The organism is Poseidonocella sp. HB161398 (genome assembly GCF_005870025.1).
In the GTDB taxonomy this organism is placed as follows: Bacteria; Pseudomonadota; Alphaproteobacteria; order Rhodobacterales; family Rhodobacteraceae; genus Mangrovicoccus.
Genome location: NZ_VATA01000027.1, coordinates 41,446 through 58,048, shown reverse-complemented (window position 1 = coordinate 58,048; position 16,603 = coordinate 41,446). Strand labels below are relative to the sequence as shown.

Annotated in this window: 14 protein-coding genes, 2 tRNA genes and 1 pseudogene; 13 read left to right on the top strand and 4 right to left on the bottom strand. The window is 71.0% G+C overall.

Features of this window, described 5'->3' with window-relative positions; all coding sequences use genetic code 11:
* Positions 1 to 111: 111 nt before the first annotated feature.
* Positions 112 to 2,187: a PAS domain-containing methyl-accepting chemotaxis protein gene (locus tag FGX59_RS20250; protein WP_138468939.1), complete on the bottom strand. Its 2,076-nt coding sequence runs from the start codon at positions 2,185 to 2,187 to the stop codon at positions 112 to 114.
* A gap of 169 nt (positions 2,188 to 2,356) precedes the next feature.
* Here FGX59_RS20250 and FGX59_RS39720 point away from each other — a divergent pair.
* From FGX59_RS39720 to FGX59_RS20235, 4 genes and pseudogenes are all read left to right on the top strand, one after another.
* Positions 2,357 to 2,707: pseudogene (locus FGX59_RS39720) on the top strand (MFS transporter); the annotation flags it as partial.
* Entirely contained in the window at positions 2,690 to 3,520 is an 831-nt protein-coding gene (locus FGX59_RS20245; protein ID WP_370296139.1) for an MFS transporter, read from the top strand. The pseudogene FGX59_RS39720 and the gene FGX59_RS20245, both read left to right, overlap by 18 nt.
* A gap of 122 nt (positions 3,521 to 3,642) precedes the next feature.
* Positions 3,643 to 3,717 (top strand) — tRNA-Gly (locus FGX59_RS20240).
* 22 nt (positions 3,718 to 3,739) lie between these two features.
* Positions 3,740 to 3,814, top strand: a tRNA-Gly gene (locus tag FGX59_RS20235).
* A gap of 59 nt (positions 3,815 to 3,873) precedes the next feature.
* Here the strand turns inward: FGX59_RS20235 and FGX59_RS20230 are convergent.
* Entirely contained in the window at positions 3,874 to 4,473 is a 600-nt protein-coding gene (locus FGX59_RS20230) for a TetR/AcrR family transcriptional regulator (protein WP_138468937.1), read from the bottom strand.
* A gap of 142 nt (positions 4,474 to 4,615) precedes the next feature.
* Between FGX59_RS20230 and FGX59_RS20225 the strand changes: the two genes are divergently transcribed.
* From FGX59_RS20225 to trpA, 4 genes are all read left to right on the top strand, one after another.
* A complete protein-coding gene (locus FGX59_RS20225) occupies positions 4,616 to 5,776 on the top strand; it encodes an efflux RND transporter periplasmic adaptor subunit (RefSeq protein ID WP_138468936.1) in 1,161 nt (386 codons plus the stop codon).
* A 3-nt stretch (positions 5,777 to 5,779) separates the two neighbouring features.
* Positions 5,780 to 8,905 carry an efflux RND transporter permease subunit gene (locus FGX59_RS20220; protein ID WP_138468935.1) on the top strand — a complete coding sequence of 1,042 codons (3,126 nt, stop codon included), beginning with the start codon at positions 5,780 to 5,782 and terminating at the stop codon, positions 8,903 to 8,905.
* Positions 8,906 to 8,960: 55 nt separating this feature from the next.
* Complete coding sequence (locus FGX59_RS20215; RefSeq protein ID WP_138468934.1) at positions 8,961 to 9,929, top strand: bifunctional precorrin-2 dehydrogenase/sirohydrochlorin ferrochelatase; 969 nt, start codon at positions 8,961 to 8,963, stop codon at positions 9,927 to 9,929.
* A 131-nt stretch (positions 9,930 to 10,060) separates the two neighbouring features.
* On the top strand, positions 10,061 to 10,852 hold the full coding sequence (gene trpA, locus FGX59_RS20210; protein ID WP_138468933.1) for a tryptophan synthase subunit alpha: 792 nt from the start codon (positions 10,061 to 10,063) through the stop codon (positions 10,850 to 10,852).
* Positions 10,853 to 11,668: 816 nt separating this feature from the next.
* On the opposite strand, the gene FGX59_RS20205 is transcribed toward trpA, so the two are convergent.
* Positions 11,669 to 12,715, bottom strand: a complete 1,047-nt coding sequence (locus tag FGX59_RS20205; protein ID WP_138468932.1) for a zinc ABC transporter substrate-binding protein — start codon at positions 12,713 to 12,715, stop codon at positions 11,669 to 11,671.
* An 83-nt stretch (positions 12,716 to 12,798) separates the two neighbouring features.
* Between FGX59_RS20205 and FGX59_RS20200 the strand changes: the two genes are divergently transcribed.
* From FGX59_RS20200 to FGX59_RS20185, 4 genes are all read left to right on the top strand, one after another.
* Positions 12,799 to 13,278 (top strand): Fur family transcriptional regulator, encoded by a 480-nt coding sequence (locus FGX59_RS20200; protein WP_138468931.1) that lies wholly within the window; start codon positions 12,799 to 12,801, stop codon positions 13,276 to 13,278.
* Complete coding sequence (locus tag FGX59_RS20195) at positions 13,275 to 14,030, top strand: metal ABC transporter ATP-binding protein (protein WP_138468930.1); 756 nt, start codon at positions 13,275 to 13,277, stop codon at positions 14,028 to 14,030. Before FGX59_RS20200 ends, FGX59_RS20195 begins: the two co-directional genes overlap by 4 nt.
* The gene (locus FGX59_RS20190; protein ID WP_138468929.1) at positions 14,027 to 14,833 is read left to right on the top strand and encodes a metal ABC transporter permease; all 807 of its coding nucleotides are present in this window, start codon (positions 14,027 to 14,029) and stop codon (positions 14,831 to 14,833) included. Before FGX59_RS20195 ends, FGX59_RS20190 begins: the two co-directional genes overlap by 4 nt.
* Before the next feature lie 131 nt (positions 14,834 to 14,964).
* Entirely contained in the window at positions 14,965 to 15,261 is a 297-nt protein-coding gene (locus tag FGX59_RS20185; protein ID WP_138468928.1) for a hypothetical protein, read from the top strand.
* Between the two features lie 112 nt (positions 15,262 to 15,373).
* Here FGX59_RS20185 and FGX59_RS20180 read toward each other — a convergent pair whose 3' ends face one another.
* The gene (locus tag FGX59_RS20180; RefSeq protein WP_138468927.1) at positions 15,374 to 15,691 is read right to left on the bottom strand and encodes an antibiotic biosynthesis monooxygenase; all 318 of its coding nucleotides are present in this window, start codon (positions 15,689 to 15,691) and stop codon (positions 15,374 to 15,376) included.
* A 72-nt stretch (positions 15,692 to 15,763) separates the two neighbouring features.
* Between FGX59_RS20180 and pth the strand changes: the two genes are divergently transcribed.
* Positions 15,764 to 16,462, top strand: a complete 699-nt coding sequence (pth, locus tag FGX59_RS20175) for an aminoacyl-tRNA hydrolase (RefSeq protein WP_138468926.1) — start codon at positions 15,764 to 15,766, stop codon at positions 16,460 to 16,462.
* Positions 16,463 to 16,603: the final 141 nt, after the last annotated feature.

Sequence of the window (16,603 nt, the reverse complement as noted above, 5' to 3'; positions counted from 1 at the left end):
CTTCACCGCTGCATCACCTCCCCGCAATCGGGCACGACCGATTTTGCTGCGGATGCAAGGGGCGCGGCGCCCTGTCGTCATTCACCGGGGCGGCCCGGTCATCGCCCGCGGTCAGCTCGCCTCGCGGGCCTCCTCGGCGGAAAACCCGGCCTCGCCCTCGCCCGCACTCGTAGCGAAATACGAGGCCTCTTCCTGCATGGTGACGACCTTGCCGCCCAGATTGTGGACGGCGGCATTCGTTTCCTCCGCCATGGCCGCATTCTGCTGGGTGACACGGTCGAGATCGGCAATCGCGCGGTTCATCTCGTTCAGTCCGTTCGACTGCTCCTCCGCGGCAGAGGCAATCGCCAGGATCAGCTCGAGGATCTCGCTGACCCGGACATCGATCTCCTTCAGCGCCGTTCCCGCCTGGCCGACGAGATCGACCCCCTGCCGTACCTGCTGCCCGGATTCAGATATAAGCTGGGCAATTTCCTGAGCTGCATCGGAGGAGCGTTGCGCCAGGCCGCGAACCTCGGAGGCGACAACGGCGAAGCCGCGCCCGGCCTCCCCCGCACGGGCGGCCTCGATCCCGGCATTCAGCGCCAGGAGATTGGTCTGGAAGGAGATATCGTCGATGACATTTGTGATCTTGGAGATCTTCTCGGACGAAGTGGAGATCCGCTCCATCGCCTGCATCGCGTTCTCCACCACCTCCGCCGACCGCTGGGTGTCATCCTTCGCAAGGCGGGCGCGCTCCCTGGCCTGCTGGCTCTGCTGCGAGGTGCCCTGGACAGAAGTGGTCAGCTGCTCCAGCGCCGCGGCGCTTTCTTCCAGCGTGGCGGCCTGGCGCTCGGTGCGGCGGGAGAGGTCGTCGCTCGCGCTCTGGATGGCCGCGGAATCGGCAACCAGATCCCCGGACTGGCGGACGATATCGTACATCACCTCGTCCATCTTGCTGACCGCCGCATTGAACTTCTGGCGGATCTCGTCGAGTTCGCCCAGATCGCGCTCGATCCTCGTCCGCAGATCGCCTTCGGAGAGACGCCCGAGCGCTTCGCCGGATTCGCGCAATGTCACCTGGAAATTCGTGGTATCGACCGCAAATTTGACCACTTTGACGATCTTGCCGTCAGCATCGGGGATCGGGTTGTAGCTGGCCTCGATGAAGACCTCGCGGCCGCCCTTGCCGATCCGCCGGAAGCGGTCGCGCAGCGTCTCGCCCTTGCGCAGCCGGTCCCAGAACTGGCGGTAGCCGTCGCTTTCGCGCTCCGCCGATTCGATGAACATCCCGTGCTGCTTGCCGATGATCTCCTCCTGGCGGTAGCCGAGCGCCTTGCAGAAAATGTCGTTGGCGCGGAGGATATTGCCCTGGGCGTCGAACTCGATCACCGCCTGGACCTGCTCGATCGCGGCCAGCTTGGCGGCGACATCGGCCTCGGAATTCTTCGCACCGGTGATGTCGAAGGCGTATTTCACCACCTTGAAGGGCCGTCCCTCCGGGTCGATCAGCGTCTCGTAGGTGGCTTCCAGCCAGATCGTCTGGCCGTCCTTGCCGATGCGCCTGACCTGGCCGCTTTCCGAGGCGCCCGAGGCCAGGCGCGACCAGAAGGCGCGGTACTCCTCGCCCTCTCCCTCGCCCGCGGGCATGAAGATGCTATGATGCTTGCCGCGGATCTCCTCCAGGCTGTAGCCGGTCGCCTTCAGGAAATGCGCATTGGCGCCGAGAATCGTGCCGTCGAGGCCGAATTCGATCACCGCCATGGTCCGGGCGATCGCGTCGACCTGGCTGCGGTTGTCGCGCCGCCGCAGGTGGTAGTTGGTGATGTCATGGGCCAGGAACAGCACCTGCTCCACCGCGCCCGCGGAATTGCGGACCGGGTTCCAGGTGATGTCGAGCCAGATCTCCTTCTGCGCCTTGTGCAGGAAGGCGGCAATGCCGGTGACCGGCCTGCCCTCGTTGAGCGTGGCCCAGAGATCGTGGAATTCCGTGCTGTTCCGGTCTTTCGGGCGCAGGAGCAGCGAATAGTCGCTGCCGACGACATCCTCGGCGGCATAGCCGGTCACCTCGGTGAACTTGCCATTCACCCCGGCGATCGTCCCGTCGATCCCCAGATGCACGATGATGTAGGATTCGCCGATCGCGTCAAGGCGGCGATCCCCCTGCGACGGCTCGACCGGCCTGTCACCTTTGCGTCTGAAGAACATGCGATTACCCGTCCACTGAATAACGCCGGGGTTCTCGCATGCAAATCCATAACAAACCGTTCGCCGGAGGCGGTTTTCCGCCGGGACCTGGCGTCACTGCGGCCGCGAAAGGCCGTGACCGGCCGCGCGCCATCGGGCAGAACGGAGCCGAACGACCAGCCGGAGACCCGTCATGCAGACTTTCATCACCCCCTGGCGCGGCGTGGCCGCGGCCTTCGCGCTGAACGGCATGCTCCTGGGCAGCTGGGCCTCGCGGGTGCCCGCCGTGCAGGCCGCGCACGGGCTGGAGGAAGCCCGGCTGGGGCTGCTCCTGCTTTTCATGGGGCTGGGCGCGCTCGGCTCTTTCGCGATGGCCGGGCGGCTCTCGGACCGGCTCGGCGCGGTCGGGGTGACGCGCGGGCTGGCGCTGGCCTATCTGGTGTCGCTGCCGCTGCTGGCGCTGGCACCGGGGCAGGTCCTGCTGGGCGCGGCGCTGCTGTTCTTCGGCATGGCCCATGGGGCGATGGATGTCTCGATGAACAGCTGGGGCACCGAGGTGGAGGCGTCGCTCGGGCGGCCGGTGATGTCGGGCTTCCACGCGATGTGGAGCCTCGGCGCGGGCGCGGGCGCGGGGCTCGGCTTCGCGGCGACGGCGGCGGAGCTGCCGGTCGCGGTGCATTTCGCGCTGGCCGCGCTGCTGGCGCTGCTGCTGCTCGGACCGTTCCTCATGGTGCCCTGGCGCTCGGAGCGGCGGCAGGCCCAGGGCGGGACGCCGGTCTTCGCCCTGCCGCGCGGGCCGCTGGTGGCAGTCGGGCTGATCGCGCTGGCCTCTGGGCTGGGCGAGGGCGCGACGGCCGACTGGAGCGCGATCTATCTCAGCGATGTCGCGGGCACGAGCGCCTCGCTGGCGACGCTGGGCTATGCGGCCTTCTCGGTCTCGATGGTGGCGATGCGGCTCTGCACCGACCGGCTGGTCGGGCGCTTCGGCGCGGCGGCGGTCGCCCGGGCAGCCGGGCTGACGGCGGCCACGGGCATCCTGCTGGTCGTGCTGCCGGGGCCCTGGGGGCTGGCCATGGCCGGGTTCCTGCTGATGGGGCTGGGCTATGCGCCGCTCTATCCGCTGGCCTTCAGCCGCGCCGCCGCGGAGCCCGGAGCCGCCCCGGGACAGGCGATCGCGGCGGTGGCGACACTGGGCTACGGCTCGATTCTCCTCGGCCCGCCGGTGATCGGCGCGGTGGCGGGCCTGACCTCGCTGCGCACCGCCTTCCTGCTGGTGGGGGTCGCCGCGCTGATGGCCGCGGCGCTGGCGCCGATGCTGGAACGCCGCGCCCGGCCGCTCGCCCGCGCCGCCTGAGCCTGTCCCGCAGGCAGTCCCCGGCTGCCTTCCCCGACGTTCTGCGGCGCTGGCGAAAAAATCGGAATTTTCCGCTTGCAGCCGTCAGCGCCACTGGCTAGAAGCCCCTCACTTCTCCGGACGCGGGTGTAGCTCAGGGGTAGAGCACAACCTTGCCAAGGTTGGGGTCGAGGGTTCGAATCCCTTCGCCCGCTCCAGAGAGAAGCGACGTTACAGGATGCGGGTGTAGCTCAGGGGTAGAGCACAACCTTGCCAAGGTTGGGGTCGAGGGTTCGAATCCCTTCGCCCGCTCCAGTAACTTCCCTCCCCCAAGGACAATAGCGACAGCACGGCCCGCGGGCGAGGCAGGCGCCTCAGCCCGGCAAGAGCCGCGTGACCGCATTGCGCAGGATCGGCTCCAGCTCCACCGGCATGCAATCCTCCGAGAACTTGCCGTCGAGCTTCAGGAAGGCGATTCCGTGGACCATGGTCCAGAGCGGAAGCGCCGCGGCAAAGACCGTCTCGTCGACCTCCTCGCGCCCCATCCGCGCCGCGACATGGCACAGCAGATGCATGTGGCAGGCCTCGCCCGCGGCGCAGGTCTCCTCGGATTTCTCCTGCAATTCCGCGAACATCAGCCGGAAGACCGCCGGTTCGCAGACGGCGAAGTCGATATAGGCGAGGCCGATCCGCAGCACCGCCTCGACCGAGCCCAGCTCCAGCCCCTCGGCCACCAGGCGGAACCGCTCCGCCATCCGCGCCAGCCCGTCCCCGGCCACCGCGTCGAGCATCTCCTCGCGGTCGCGGAAATGCCGGTAGGGCGCGGCCGAGGACACGCCTGCCTGCCGCGCTGCCTGGGCGACCGAGAAATGCGCCGCGCCCTTCTCCTCCACCAGCGCGCGGGCCGCGTCGACCAGCGCCCGGCGGAGATCGCCGTGGTGATAGGGTTTGCGTGCGCCCGTCTCTGCCGCCATGCTGCCTGCCTTTTTTTGCCCGGCCTCTAACTAAACTGTTCCGTTCAGCTTAAAGTTAGAGTATCTAACATCCATGTGAGAGGCTCTAACATGGAATCGCGGACCGGTAAAGCGCCGGGCGCGGCAGCCGGAGACCGAGACCATGACCCCGACCCCCGACCGTTCCGCCCCTCTGGGCGGCCGCATTCTGCGCCGGGCGCGCATCCTGGGCGGCACCGCCCTGGCCGCCGCTTTCTCGCTGGGCGCGGTGATCCTCGCCTCGAACGTGATCGCCGCGGGAACGGTGCGGATCGAGGCCGGGGCGGCGGAGGCGACGCTGCCGGTGCGCACGGTCGCGGTCGCGCTGCAGCAGAGCTATGAGGTGCCGCAGGATTTCATCGGCCGGGTGGAGCCGCGCCAGGACAGCGTTCTGGGCTTCGAGATCGGCGGCACGGTGGTGGAATTGCTGGCCGACGAGGGCGACGAGGTGGCCGAGGGCCAGGTGCTTGCCCAGCTCGACACCCGCGCCATTGCCGCCCAGATCGCCGAGGCGAAGGCCGCCCGCGACGCGCTGGCCGCGCAGCTGGAACTCGCGCGGCTGACCTACGAGCGCCAGAAGGCGCTGGCCGACCGCAGTTTCGCCAGCCAGCAGAATGCCGACGAGGCGCGGCTGGCCGTCACCGAGCTCGAGGCGCGGATCGCCCAGACGGAGGCCTCGGTGGAGCTGGCCGAGGTCCAGCGCGACAAGAGCACCCTGCGCGCGCCCTTCGCCGGGCGCGTCGCGCTGCGCCATGTCGACGAGGGCAGCCAGGTCGCCGCCACCGCGCCGGTGCTGGAATTGCAGGAGGACGGGCGGCCGCGGGTGCGGGTCGGGCTCCTGCCCGCGCTGGCCGCGGCGCTCTCCCCGGGCGACAGCTTCGACGTGACGATCGAAGGCCGACCGCTGCGCGCGGTCTTCGCCAGCCGCCGCGCCGGCATCGACCCGGTGACCCGCACCCTGCCCGTGCTCTTCGACCTCGAGGACGCGGCCGGGACCCTGCCCTATGGCGCCGTCGTGCGGCTGACCGTGATGCGCGACGTGGCCGAAACCGGCGCCTGGCTGCCGCTCAGCGCGCTGTCCGAAGGACCGCGCGGGCTCTGGACGCTGCTTGTCGTCGACGACACGGACGGGACCGCGCGGCTGTCGCGCGAGGCGGTGGAGGTGATCCATGCCGATGGCGCCCGCGCCTTCGTCCGCGGCGCGCTCGAGGACGGCATGCTGGTCGTCGCCGACGGCACCCACCGGGTCGCCCCCGGCCAGCCCGTCGCCCTGGCGGGGCGCTGAGCGATGGAGACGGCGACGTTCCGCAACCCCCGCCTCGTCGCGCTGATCCTGCTGGTGGTGATCTCCGCCGGGCTCTCGGCGCTGTTGTCGCTCGGGCGCCAGGAAGACCCGACGATCACCAATATCAACGCGGTGGTGACCACGCTCTATCCCGGTGCCGATCCGGCGCGGGTGGAATCGCTCGTCACCCAGAAGATCGAGGACGAGCTGCGCGAGATCGCCGAGATCGACACCGTCACCTCGACCTCCTCGACCGGCGTCTCGGTGATCCAGATCGAGCTGATCGAGACCGTCGACCCTGCGAAGATCGAGTCGGTCTGGACCGATGTGCGCGACGCGATCGACGATGCCGCCACCGGCTTCCCGGCCGGCGCGGGCCAGCCGGTCTTCGACGACACCTACGGCGCCTTCGCCGCGATTGCCGCGCTGGTGCCCGTCCGCGACGGCGTCACCCCGGCGATCCAGGGCCGCTATGCCGAGGAACTGGCCGACCTGATGCGCGCCGTGCCCGGCACCAAGAATGTCGAGACCTTCGGCCAGCCCGAGGAAGAGGTGCTGGTCCGGCTCGATCCGGCGATGACCGCCGCGCTGGGACTGACCGCGGAGGAGATCTCGGCCGCGGTCCGGGGCGCCGATGCCAAGGTGCAGTCCGGGCGGCTGCAATCGCCCGGCTCGGATCTGCTGCTGGAGATCGGCGGCGAGATCCGCGCGCTCGACCGGCTGCGCCAGGTGGTGGTGGCCGAGGACGGCGCGGGCCATGTCACCCGGCTGGGCGAGATCGCCGAGATCACCCGCGGCCCGAAGGCGCCCGCATCGGATTACGCGCTGTCCGACGGCAGGCCCGCCGTGCTGGCCGCCGCGCGGCTGGAGGACGGGCTGCAGGTCGATGTCTGGATGGGCCGGCTGAAGGAGGACCTCGCCGCCTTCAACGCCGCCCTGCCCCGCTCGCTTTCCGCGGAGCTGATCTTCGACCAGTCGGGCTATACTGCCGAGCGGCTGGCAGAGGTAGCGAAGAACATGGGGATCGGCGTGGCGCTGGTGGTGCTGGTGCTGCTGGTCACGCTGGGGCTGCGCGCGGCGCTGATCGTCGGGCTGGTGCTGCCGCTGGTCAGCCTGGCGACGCTGGCCTCGATGAACATGATCGGCCTGCCGCTGCACCAGATGTCCGTCACCGGGCTGATCGTGGCGCTGGGGCTGCTGGTCGACGCCGCCATCGTGATGACCGACGAGGTGCGCCAGCGGCTCGCCCATGGCATGGGGCGCGAGCGCGCGGTCGGCGACGCGGTGCGCCGCCTGGCCATGCCGCTCCTGGCCTCGACCGTGACCACCGCGCTGAGCTTCGCGCCGATGATCCTGCTGCCCGGACCGGCCGGGGATTTCGTCGGCGCCATCGCCATCTCGGTCGTCTTCATGCTGGGCTGGTCGCTGATCATCGCGCTGACCGTGACGCCTGCCATCGCCGGCTGGGTCCTGCCCGAGGGCGACAGCGGCCACGGCCTGCCCGGCGGCTGGGTCGGGCGGCGCTTCCGCGACACGATCCTGTGGAGCGTGCGGAACCCGGTGCGCTCGGTGATGCTGGCGCTGATCCTGCCCGTCACCGGCTTCGTCTCGCTCGGCGGGCTGACGGCGCAGTTCTTCCCCGGCACCGACCGCGACCAGTTCCATATCGAGGTCGAGCTGCCCAAGGGCACCGCCATCCCCAGGACCCGCGCGCTGGCCGCCGAGATGGACGCGCTTCTGCGCAGCCGCGACGGCATCCGCCATGTCGCCTGGACCATCGGCGAAAGCGCCCCGGCCTTCTACTACAACGTCGTCGGCTTCCGCGAGAACGCCCCGGCCTTCGCCCAGGCTCTGGTCACCACCGACTCGCCCGGGGCCACCGCCGCCATGCTGGTGCCCCTGCAGGAGGAGCTGAACCGCGCCTTCCCCGAGGCCCGCATCCTGGTGCGCGGCCTGGTCCAGGGCCCGCCCGTCTCCGCCCCGGTGGAGCTGCGCCTGACCGGCCCCGATCTCGCCACACTGCGCGCGCTCGGCGAGGAGGTGCGCGCCACGCTTCTGGGCATCGACGCGGTGACCATCGTGCGCAGCTCGCTCGAGGGCGGGGCGCCGAAGGTCGCCATCGACATCGACGAGGCCGCCGCCAACATGGCCGGGCTGACGCTGGGCAGCGTCGCCGCGCAGCTCCAGGCCGGGCTCGAGGGCGTCACCGGCGGCTCGCTGATCGAGGGCTCCGAAGAGCTGCCGGTCCGCGTCCGGCTGGGCGACGACATCCGCGGCGATCTCGACCGCATCGCCAACCTGCCGATCCTGCCGCCCTCCGCCCGGTCGCTCGCCGCCGCGGGCAGCTTCCCCGGCCTGCCGCTCTCGGCCATCGCCGATATCCGCCTCGAGCCCGCAAAGCCCGAGATCACCCGCCGCAACGGTGTCCGCGCCAACACCATCCAGGCCTTCGTCCAGCCGCAGGCCCTGCCCGAGGAAGTCCTGGCCGAGGCGCTGGCCCGGCTCGACCTGGCGCTGCCCGCGGGCTACCGGCTGGAGGTCGGCGGCGACTCGGATGCCAGGAACGACGTCGTGACCAACCTGATGGCGCCGCTGGGGCTGATCGTGACGCTGTCGATCGCCACCGTGGTGCTGACCTTCGGCTCCTTCCGGCTGACCGCGGTGACCTTCGTGGTGGCGATCCTCTCGGCCGGGCTCAGCTTCCTGTCGCTGGCGGTCTTCAACTACCCGTTCGGCATCACCGCGATCATCGGCGTGATCGGCTCGATCGGCGTGTCGATCAATGCCGCGCTGATCATCATGTCCGGGCTCCAGGCCCATCCGGTCGCCCGCACCGGCGACCCCGAGGCGATGGCCGGCGTGGTGATGGACAGCTCGCGCCATATCCTGTCGACCACCGTCACCACCTTCGGCGGCTTCCTGCCGCTGATCCTCGGCGGCGGCGGCTTCTGGCCCCCCTTCGCCATGTCGATCGCCGGCGGCGTGCTGCTCTCGACCGTGGTCAGCTTCTACTTCACCCCGCAGATGTTCGCCCTGGTCTACCCGCCCCGCGGACGGCGCGAGAGCCGCCGCGAGGCCGCCACCCGACCGCAGGCCCCCGCCCCCGGGATGCGCCTCGCCGCGGAATGAGGTTCTTCTCCGCTTCGCTTCGCGGTATGGCGGGGAGAAACGCGCGGGAGACGAGATGAAGACCTTTCCGATGTTCCTCCAGGTGGCGGGGCGGACCGTCCTGATCCTCGGCGGCGGCGAGCAGGCGGCGCAGAAATGCCGGCTGCTCCTGAAGACCGAGGCCCGGATCACCGTGCAGGCGGCCGAACTCGACCCCGAACTGTCCGAGCTCGCCGCCCGCGGCCGGATCCGCCACGACCCCTCGGCGCCGACCGCCGGGGCCTGCGCGGAGGCGGCCATCGTCTTCATCGCCACTGGCGAGGAGGCGCGCGACCGCGAGCTGCATGCGCTGGCGAAATCCGTCCGCGCGCTCGTCAATGTCGTCGACCAGCCCGCGCTCTGCGATGCCTACACCCCCTCGATCGTCGACCGCGACCCGCTGGTGGTGGCGATCGGCTCGGAGGGCAACGCGCCGATCCTGGCGCGGCAGGTCAAGACCCGGGTGGAGGAGATGCTGGAGCCGCGGCTGGGCGACCTGGTGGCGCTGGCCGGGCGGCTGCGCGGCGCCGTGGCCGAGGGCGTCCCGCCGGAGCGGCGCCGCGACTTCTGGCGCTGGGTCTTCACCGGCGCGCCGCGCCAGCGCCATGCCGCCGGGGCCGAGCGCGAGGCGGCCCGGCTCGTCAAGGAGGCGATCGCCGCGGGCGGCGCGCCCGGGACGCAGGGCGCCGGGCTCCTCAGCCTCGTGCCGACCACCGCCGACCGCAACCACCTGACGCTGCAGGCAGTGCAGCGGCTGCAGGAGGCCGACCTCATCCTCTATTCCGCCGAGATCGGCACCGCGCCCCTGGAACTCGCGCGCCGCGACGCCGCGCGGATGGCGCTCGACGGTCCCCTCGCCCCGGCCGACCCGGCGGCGCAGGTCGCCGGTGCGCTGGCCGAAGGCGCGCGGGTCGCGGTGCTCGTCACCCCGCGCAGCGACATCGCCCGGCTCCTCGCCGCCGCGGGCGAGGCCCAGATCGAGCACCTGGCCGGGGTCGCCGCCTGAGCCCGGCCCCTCCGCCCAGTCCCGCCGCCCTGTCCCGCCGCGGGCGAAGACCCGCGGCCTCCCGGCCGGTTCCCCTTGCCACTTCCGCGGCGATGCGCCAAACCCGCGGAGACCGACGACGGGAGACCAGCATGACACGGATCGACGACACCTTTGCGCGCCTCAAGACCGAAGGGAAGAAAGCCTTCGTCGGCTATGTCATGGCCGGAGACCCGGATTTCGACACCTCGCTGGAGCTGGTCAAGGGCCTGCCCGGCGCGGGCGTGGACATCATCGAGCTGGGCCTGCCCTTCACCGATCCGATGGCCGACGGCCCGACCATCCAGCTGGCCGGCCAGCGCGCGCTCGACGGCGGCATGACGCTCCTCAAGACGCTGGAGCTGGCGCGCCGCTTCCGCGAGACCGACGCCACCACGCCGATCGTGCTGATGGGCTACTACAACCCGATCTATTCCCGCGGCGTGCCGCGCTTCCTCGAAGATGCCAAGGCCGCCGGGATCGACGGGCTGATCGTCGTCGACCTGCCCCCCGAGGAAGATGCCGAGCTCTGCATTCCCGCCCAGGCGGCCGGGCTGAACTTCATCCGTCTCGCCACGCCGACGACCGATGACGCGCGCCTGCCGAAAGTCCTGCAGAACACCTCGGGCTTCGTCTACTACGTCTCCGTCACCGGCATCACCGGCGCCGCCGCCGCCGTTGCGGGCGAGGTCGCGCCGGAAGTCGCGCGGATCAAGGCCGGGACCGACCTGCCGGTGATCGTCGGCTTCGGCATCCGCACGCCCGAAACCGCCCGCGACATCGCCTCGGTCGCCGACGGCGCCGTGGTCGGCTCGGCCATCGTCAAGCAATGCGAGGAGAAGCGCCCCGTCGCCGAGATCCTCTCCTTCGTCAAATCCCTTTCCGACGGCGCCCACAGCGCCTGAGCCGCGGCGCGAGGCCGGACAACGCGCCTGACCCGGACGGCGGCGGCACCGCTGCCCCCGGGACAGGGCCCCTCCGGCCGCCGGGCGCGCCCGGCATCCCTCCCGCTCCGCCGCGCCGGCCATCCTGGCGCCGCCGCCGGACCGGCCCCCCGCCGCCAAGCGCAGCGCTGCCGACCGCTGCCGCGCGCCACAAGCTGCCGCTGAACCGCCGCGCACGACCTTCCGGTCCATCCGCCCCGCAAAAGCGCCGCCAGGCGGTGGCCACGCCGCATGACCCGCCGAAAACCGGGCCATGGCGCCTCCGGCAGCAGCCGGACGCCGGTCCGGGACAGCATCGCTCGTCGCATCGGGATCAGGGACGTCAGGCGGCGCACGGCCCGCAATGAGCCGGCTCCCCTCTGCCGAATATTCATGCCCCGTTGCGCAGAGACCGATCGGAGCACCGGCCTCCGCCCCGCCGGGCGCGACCGTCCCGTCATGCGCGCATCGCCGCCGCTGCCGCCAATCCCTCGCCACCGGCTCAGCTCCTGTCCGCGCTGCCACGACGGCCCGCGCGACCGTCCGGCAGAATGCACGGCACTGCCTCCTCGAGGAGCTTCAGACGCGGAAACGCCGCCATCCCGCGAGGTAACGGCGCCAGACACCGCCTCGGCCGGGGCAGCCGCCCACCGGCTCAGCCCCTGTCCGCGCTGCCACGACGGCCCGCGCGACCGTCCGGCAGAATACACGGCACTGCCTTCTCGGGGAGCTGCAGACGCGGAAACGCCGCCATCCCGCAGGGGATGGCGGCCCGCACAGGGAAGGGCGGACCCGGCCTCAGCCGAGGCAGCCGGCCATCCGTTCCGAGATCTCCTTCAGCAGCGCCGGATAGAAGCCCGGGCCGGTCGGCAGGTCGCTGCCCAGCGGGTCGAGCACCGCCGCCTTGGCGCCGCTGCCCTCGGTCACGGTCTCGAGCAGCCGCGGGTTGAACTGCGGCTCGGCGAATACGCAGGCCGTGTCCATGCTGCGGATCAGGTCGCGCACTTCGGCCACCCGCGCCGGCCCCGGCTCGACGGCGTCGCCCAGCGACAGCGCCCCGGCGGCCTCGACGCCGAAATGATGCTCGAAATAGTGGTAGGCGTCGTGGAAGACGATGAAGGGCCGGCCCGCCAGCGGGGTCACCAGCGCCGCGGCCTCGGCCTCGGCAGCGTCGATTTCCGCACGTCCCGCGGCGGCATTGGCGGCATAGGCCCCGGCATTCTCCGGATCGAGCTCGGACAGCTCGGCCGCGATCGCGTCGAGCCAGAGCGCCGCATTGCCCGGGTCGAGCCAGGCATGCGGGTCGGCGCCGTGATGGTCGTGGCCATGCGCGTCGCCATGCGCCCCGGCCTCTTCATGCTCCTCCTCATGCCCGTGCTCGTGGTCGTGATCCTCATCCCCGGCATGCTCGTGGTCGTGATCTTCGTCCCCGGCATGCCCGTCCCCGTCATGGGCCTCGCCGTCGCCGTGGCTATGCGGCGCGAAGGTTGCGCCTTCGCGGAACTGCAGCGTCTCGGTGCCCGGCACCGCCAGCAGCTCCAGCACGTCGGCCCCGCTTGCCAGGCTGCCGATCGGCCGCTCCAGCCAGGGGGTCAGCGCCTCGCCGACCCAGACCACCAGATCGGCCCGCTCCAGCGACGCCGCCTCGGAGGGGCGCAGCGCATAGCCATGCGGCGAGGCGCCCGGCGGCACCACCAGATCGGGCGTGCCCAGCCCCTGCATCACCCGTGCCACCAGCCCGTGGACCGGCGGAATGTCCGTCGCCACATGGGGCACCTCGGCTGCCGCCATGCCTGCCCCGCCCAGGAGAAAACCGGCCGCGATCGTCGCTTGTATCGTCCGCATGATGTTACCTTATAACAGATCGGAGCCCTTGCTAAAGCGTATCGTATAACATATCAACCCCCAAACGCGCCCGGGAGACCCCTATGCCCGAAACCAGCTTCACCCCCCATGATCACGGCGCCTGCATCTCGCAGGGCGTCGAGGCGGCCGTGCGCCAGTGCCGCGAGGCCGGGCTGAAGCTGACGCCGGTGCGCAAGCGGGTGCTGGAGATCCTGCTTTCCGAGCACCGGGCGATGGGCGCCTACGAGATCCTCGACCGGCTGCGCGACGAGGGGCTGGGCTCGCAGCCGCCGGTGGCCTACCGCGCGCTCGACTTCCTCACCGCCAACGGCTTCGCCCACCGGATCGAGCGGCTGAACGCCTTCATCGCCTGCACCCATGCCGGCGACAGCCACACGCCGGCCTTCCTGATCTGCCGCGCCTGCAGCCGCGTCGCCGAGACCGACAGCACCCTGCCGCGCCAGGCGCTGGCACGCGCGGCGGAACCGATGGGCTTCACCGTCGAGCGCGCCGCGATGGAGGCCGAGGGGCTCTGCCCCGACTGCCGCAAGGCCGGCGCATGAGCCTGGTCGAGATCACCGGGCTCGATGTCCGCCTCGACGGCCGCCCGGTGCTGGACAGCGTCGATTTCTCGATATCGCGCGGCGAGATCGTCACCCTGGTCGGGCCGAACGGCTCGGGCAAGACGACGCTGATGCGCGCGGTGATCGGTGCCGTGACCCCCGCCGCCGGACAGATCCGGCGCAAGCCGGGGCTGCGGCTGGGCTATGTCCCGCAGAAGCTGCATATCGACCCGACCCTGCCGCTGACCGTGGGCCGCTTCCTGTCCCTGCCGGTGCGCTTCAGCCGGTTCGAGACCCGCGCCGCGCTGGAGCAGGCAGGCGCCGAGGCGCTGACCGACCGGCAGATGTCCGAGCTGTCCGGCGGGCAGTTCCAGCGGGTGCTGCTCGCGCGCGCACTCCTGTCGAAGCCCGAGCTGCTGATCCTCGACGAGGCGACCCAGGGGCTCGACCAGCCCGGCTCCGCCGCCTTCTACCGCCAGATCGAGACGATCCGCGACGAGACCGGCTGCGCCGTGCTGATGGTCAGCCACGAGCTGCACGTGGTGATGGCCGCCTCCGACCGGGTGGTGTGCCTGAACGGCCATGTCTGCTGCCACGGCACGCCCGAGCATGTCTCTTCGGCGCCGGAATACCGCGCGCTCTTCGGCACCGGCACCGGGGGCGCGCTGGCGCTCTACCGCCATGACCACGACCACAGCCACGAGCACGGGCCCGACTGCGCCCATGACAGCCACGAGACCGCCGCCGAATGAGCTTCCTTGACAGTTTCCTGATCCGCGCCGCCCTTGCCGGGCTCGGCGTCGCGCTGGCGGCCGGGCCGCTCGGCTGCTTCGTCGTCTGGCGGCGGATGGCCTATTTCGGCGATGCCACCGCCCATGCCGCGATCCTCGGCGTGGCGCTGTCGCTGGCCTTCGAGGTGCCGATCCTGGGGGGAGTGCTGCTCTGCTGCCTGGCGATGGCGGCCGCGGTCACGGCGCTGACCGGGCGCGGCCATAGCAGCGACACGATCCTAGGGGTTGCGGCGCATTCGGCGCTGGCCTTCGGGCTGGTCGCGGTGTCGATGATCCCGGGCGCGCGGGTCGACCTCTCGGCCTATCTCTTCGGCGACATCCTGGCGGTCGGACGCGGCGACCTGGCGGTGATCTGGGGCGGCGGCGCGCTGGTGCTCGCGCTCCTCTGGTGGCGCTGGTCGGCGCTGCTGACGACGACGCTGAATGCCGACCTGGCGCGCGCCAGCGGCATGGATCCCGAGCGCGAGCAGCGCTACCTGACCTTCGCCCTGGCGCTGGTCGTGGCCGTGGCCATCAAGGTCGTGGGGGTCCTGCTGATCGCGGCGCTGCTCCTGATCCCGGCCGCTGCCGCCCGTCCCTTCGCCCGCACGCCGGAGCGCATGGCGCTCCTTGCCGCCGCGGTCGGCGGGCTGGCGAGCCTCGGCGGACTGCGCCTCTCCTTCCTGGCCGACACGCCCGCGGGCCCGACCATCGTCGCCACGGCGGCGGCGATCTTCGCCCTTGCGGCATCGCTGTCGGGTTTCCGCCGGAAGGTGGCCCGATAGGCCATTGCGGCCCCTGCTCTGGGGCATTGACGGTGCAGGCGGCCGCCCGATAGCCTGCACCGGGCGGAGCGCCGACGGCCTCCGCCAAAGCCATTCAGAATGCCCATTGACGCAAGGACACCTGGAACACCGTGGCAAAGATCCATTTTTTCAATGCTCTGCTCCTTCTCCCGCTCCTGGGCGCCTGCGAAGCTCCGGAGGCGCCGCTGGACCCCTACAGGGCGGTCAATGCCTGTGTCCGCGAAGGCGCCTATCCCGAAGCCGAAACCCCGCCTGCCGGCTACTATTATTCGCCGGAAATGACGGTGGACGACGCGATCGGCACCCTGTCCGCAGGCTACGTGTTCGACGATGCGGACCGGCAAGACATCCGCAAATGCGCCGACGCCAAGCTGGCGGCCGACGCGGCAAGCCGCCCGGCGCCCTAGGCCAGCTTCCGGGCACGCGCGAGGGGCACTCACCGGCCTGCCCGGCTGCGCTGCGCCGCCGGAGCCGGGCGTTCCGCCGGGCCGCCGCCCCCGGCGGACATGCCCTCCGGCCTCAGCGCACCGACTGGATCGAGTCGAAGATCTCCAGTTCCGGCGGCCCCATGTAGATATCCGCCGAGGAGCGCGCCCCGGCATGCGCCTTGCGGAAGGCCTCGGACTTGGTCCAGCCGAGGAAGGCCTCCTCGCTCTCCCACATCGTGTGCGAGGCATAGAGCCGGTAGCCCGCCTCCTCGTTCTGCGGCCCCTTCATCAGGTGGAACTCCATGAAGCCCGGCACCTCCTTGAGATGGCTGTCGCGGCTCTTCCACACGGTCTCGAACGCCTCCTCCGAGCCGAGCTTCACCTTGAAGCGGTTCATCGTCAGGTACATTGCCTGTCTCCTTCTGGTCTTCCGCCCCAGATCAGGGCATTAAGTCGCCGAAGGTCAAGCAGGAGCAATGCCATGCGTCTCTTCGTCGGTCTCGGCAATCCCGGCGCGAAATACGCGGGAAACCGCCACAATATCGGATTCATGGTGCTCGACCGGATCGCCGCCGATCATGGCGCGGCGCCCTGGCGGTCGAAATTCCAGGCCGAAGTGACCGAGGCCGTCCTGGGCGGCGAGAAGACCGTGCTGCTGAAGCCCCAGACCTTCATGAACCTCTCCGGCCAGTCGGTCGGCGAGGCGGCCCGCTTCTACAAGATCGCCCCCGAAGACGTCGTGGTCTTCCATGACGAGCTCGACCTGGCGCCCGGCAAGGCGCGGGTCAAGCAGGGCGGCGGCCATGCCGGGCATAACGGGCTGCGCTCGATCCACCAGCATATCGGCTCCGAATACGGCCGGGTGCGGCTCGGCATCGGCCATCCCGGGCACAAGGACCGGGTCTCGGGCTATGTCCTGTCGGATTTCGCCAAGGCCGAGGAGGCCTGGCTCGACGACCTGATCCGCGGCTGCTCGGACGGCGCGCCGGCGCTGGCGAAGGGCGACGGGGCGAAATTCATGAATGCCGTGGCGCTGCGCACTGCGCCGCCGCGCTCCTCGGGCGGGGAGAAGCCCGGGAAGAAGGCGCCGAAGACCGAAGCCCCCGCGAAGCCGGAGGCAGAAGCGGCGCCGGAAGACGCCCGCTCCCCGCTGCAGCGCCTGGCCGACAAGTTCCGCTAGCGGGGCGGAGGGCATCGGCACGGCGGAAGATCGCTGCGCGTCGTCCGGACCGCGCGCCCGCGCGCATCAGGGCGGCACGCTCCCCGGAGGCAGCGGGGGCCTCCGCCGCGCTGCCTGAAGACCGGGCCCGCGCCCCCTTCC

Bases quoted from the DNA above. Each gene is read 5' to 3' on its own strand.
- FGX59_RS20190 (WP_138468929.1), top strand. From the start codon at position 14,027: ATGAGCTTCCTTGACAGTTTCCTGATCCGCGCCGCCCTTGCCGGGCTC.
- FGX59_RS20205 (WP_138468932.1), bottom strand. From the start codon at position 12,715: ATGCGGACGATACAAGCGACGATCGCGGCCGGTTTTCTCCTGGGCGGG.
- FGX59_RS20200 (WP_138468931.1), top strand. From the start codon at position 12,799: ATGCCCGAAACCAGCTTCACCCCCCATGATCACGGCGCCTGCATCTCG.
- trpA (WP_138468933.1), top strand. From the start codon at position 10,061: ATGACACGGATCGACGACACCTTTGCGCGCCTCAAGACCGAAGGGAAG.
- FGX59_RS20180 (WP_138468927.1), bottom strand. From the start codon at position 15,691: ATGTACCTGACGATGAACCGCTTCAAGGTGAAGCTCGGCTCGGAGGAG.
- FGX59_RS20215 (WP_138468934.1), top strand. From the start codon at position 8,961: ATGAAGACCTTTCCGATGTTCCTCCAGGTGGCGGGGCGGACCGTCCTG.
- FGX59_RS20225 (WP_138468936.1), top strand. From the start codon at position 4,616: ATGACCCCGACCCCCGACCGTTCCGCCCCTCTGGGCGGCCGCATTCTG.
- FGX59_RS20250 (WP_138468939.1), bottom strand. From the start codon at position 2,187: ATGTTCTTCAGACGCAAAGGTGACAGGCCGGTCGAGCCGTCGCAGGGG.
- FGX59_RS20220 (WP_138468935.1), top strand. From the start codon at position 5,780: ATGGAGACGGCGACGTTCCGCAACCCCCGCCTCGTCGCGCTGATCCTG.
- FGX59_RS20195 (WP_138468930.1), top strand. From the start codon at position 13,275: ATGAGCCTGGTCGAGATCACCGGGCTCGATGTCCGCCTCGACGGCCGC.
- pth (WP_138468926.1), top strand. From the start codon at position 15,764: ATGCGTCTCTTCGTCGGTCTCGGCAATCCCGGCGCGAAATACGCGGGA.
- FGX59_RS20245 (WP_370296139.1), top strand. From the start codon at position 2,690: ATGGATGTCTCGATGAACAGCTGGGGCACCGAGGTGGAGGCGTCGCTC.
- FGX59_RS20230 (WP_138468937.1), bottom strand. From the start codon at position 4,473: ATGGCGGCAGAGACGGGCGCACGCAAACCCTATCACCACGGCGATCTC.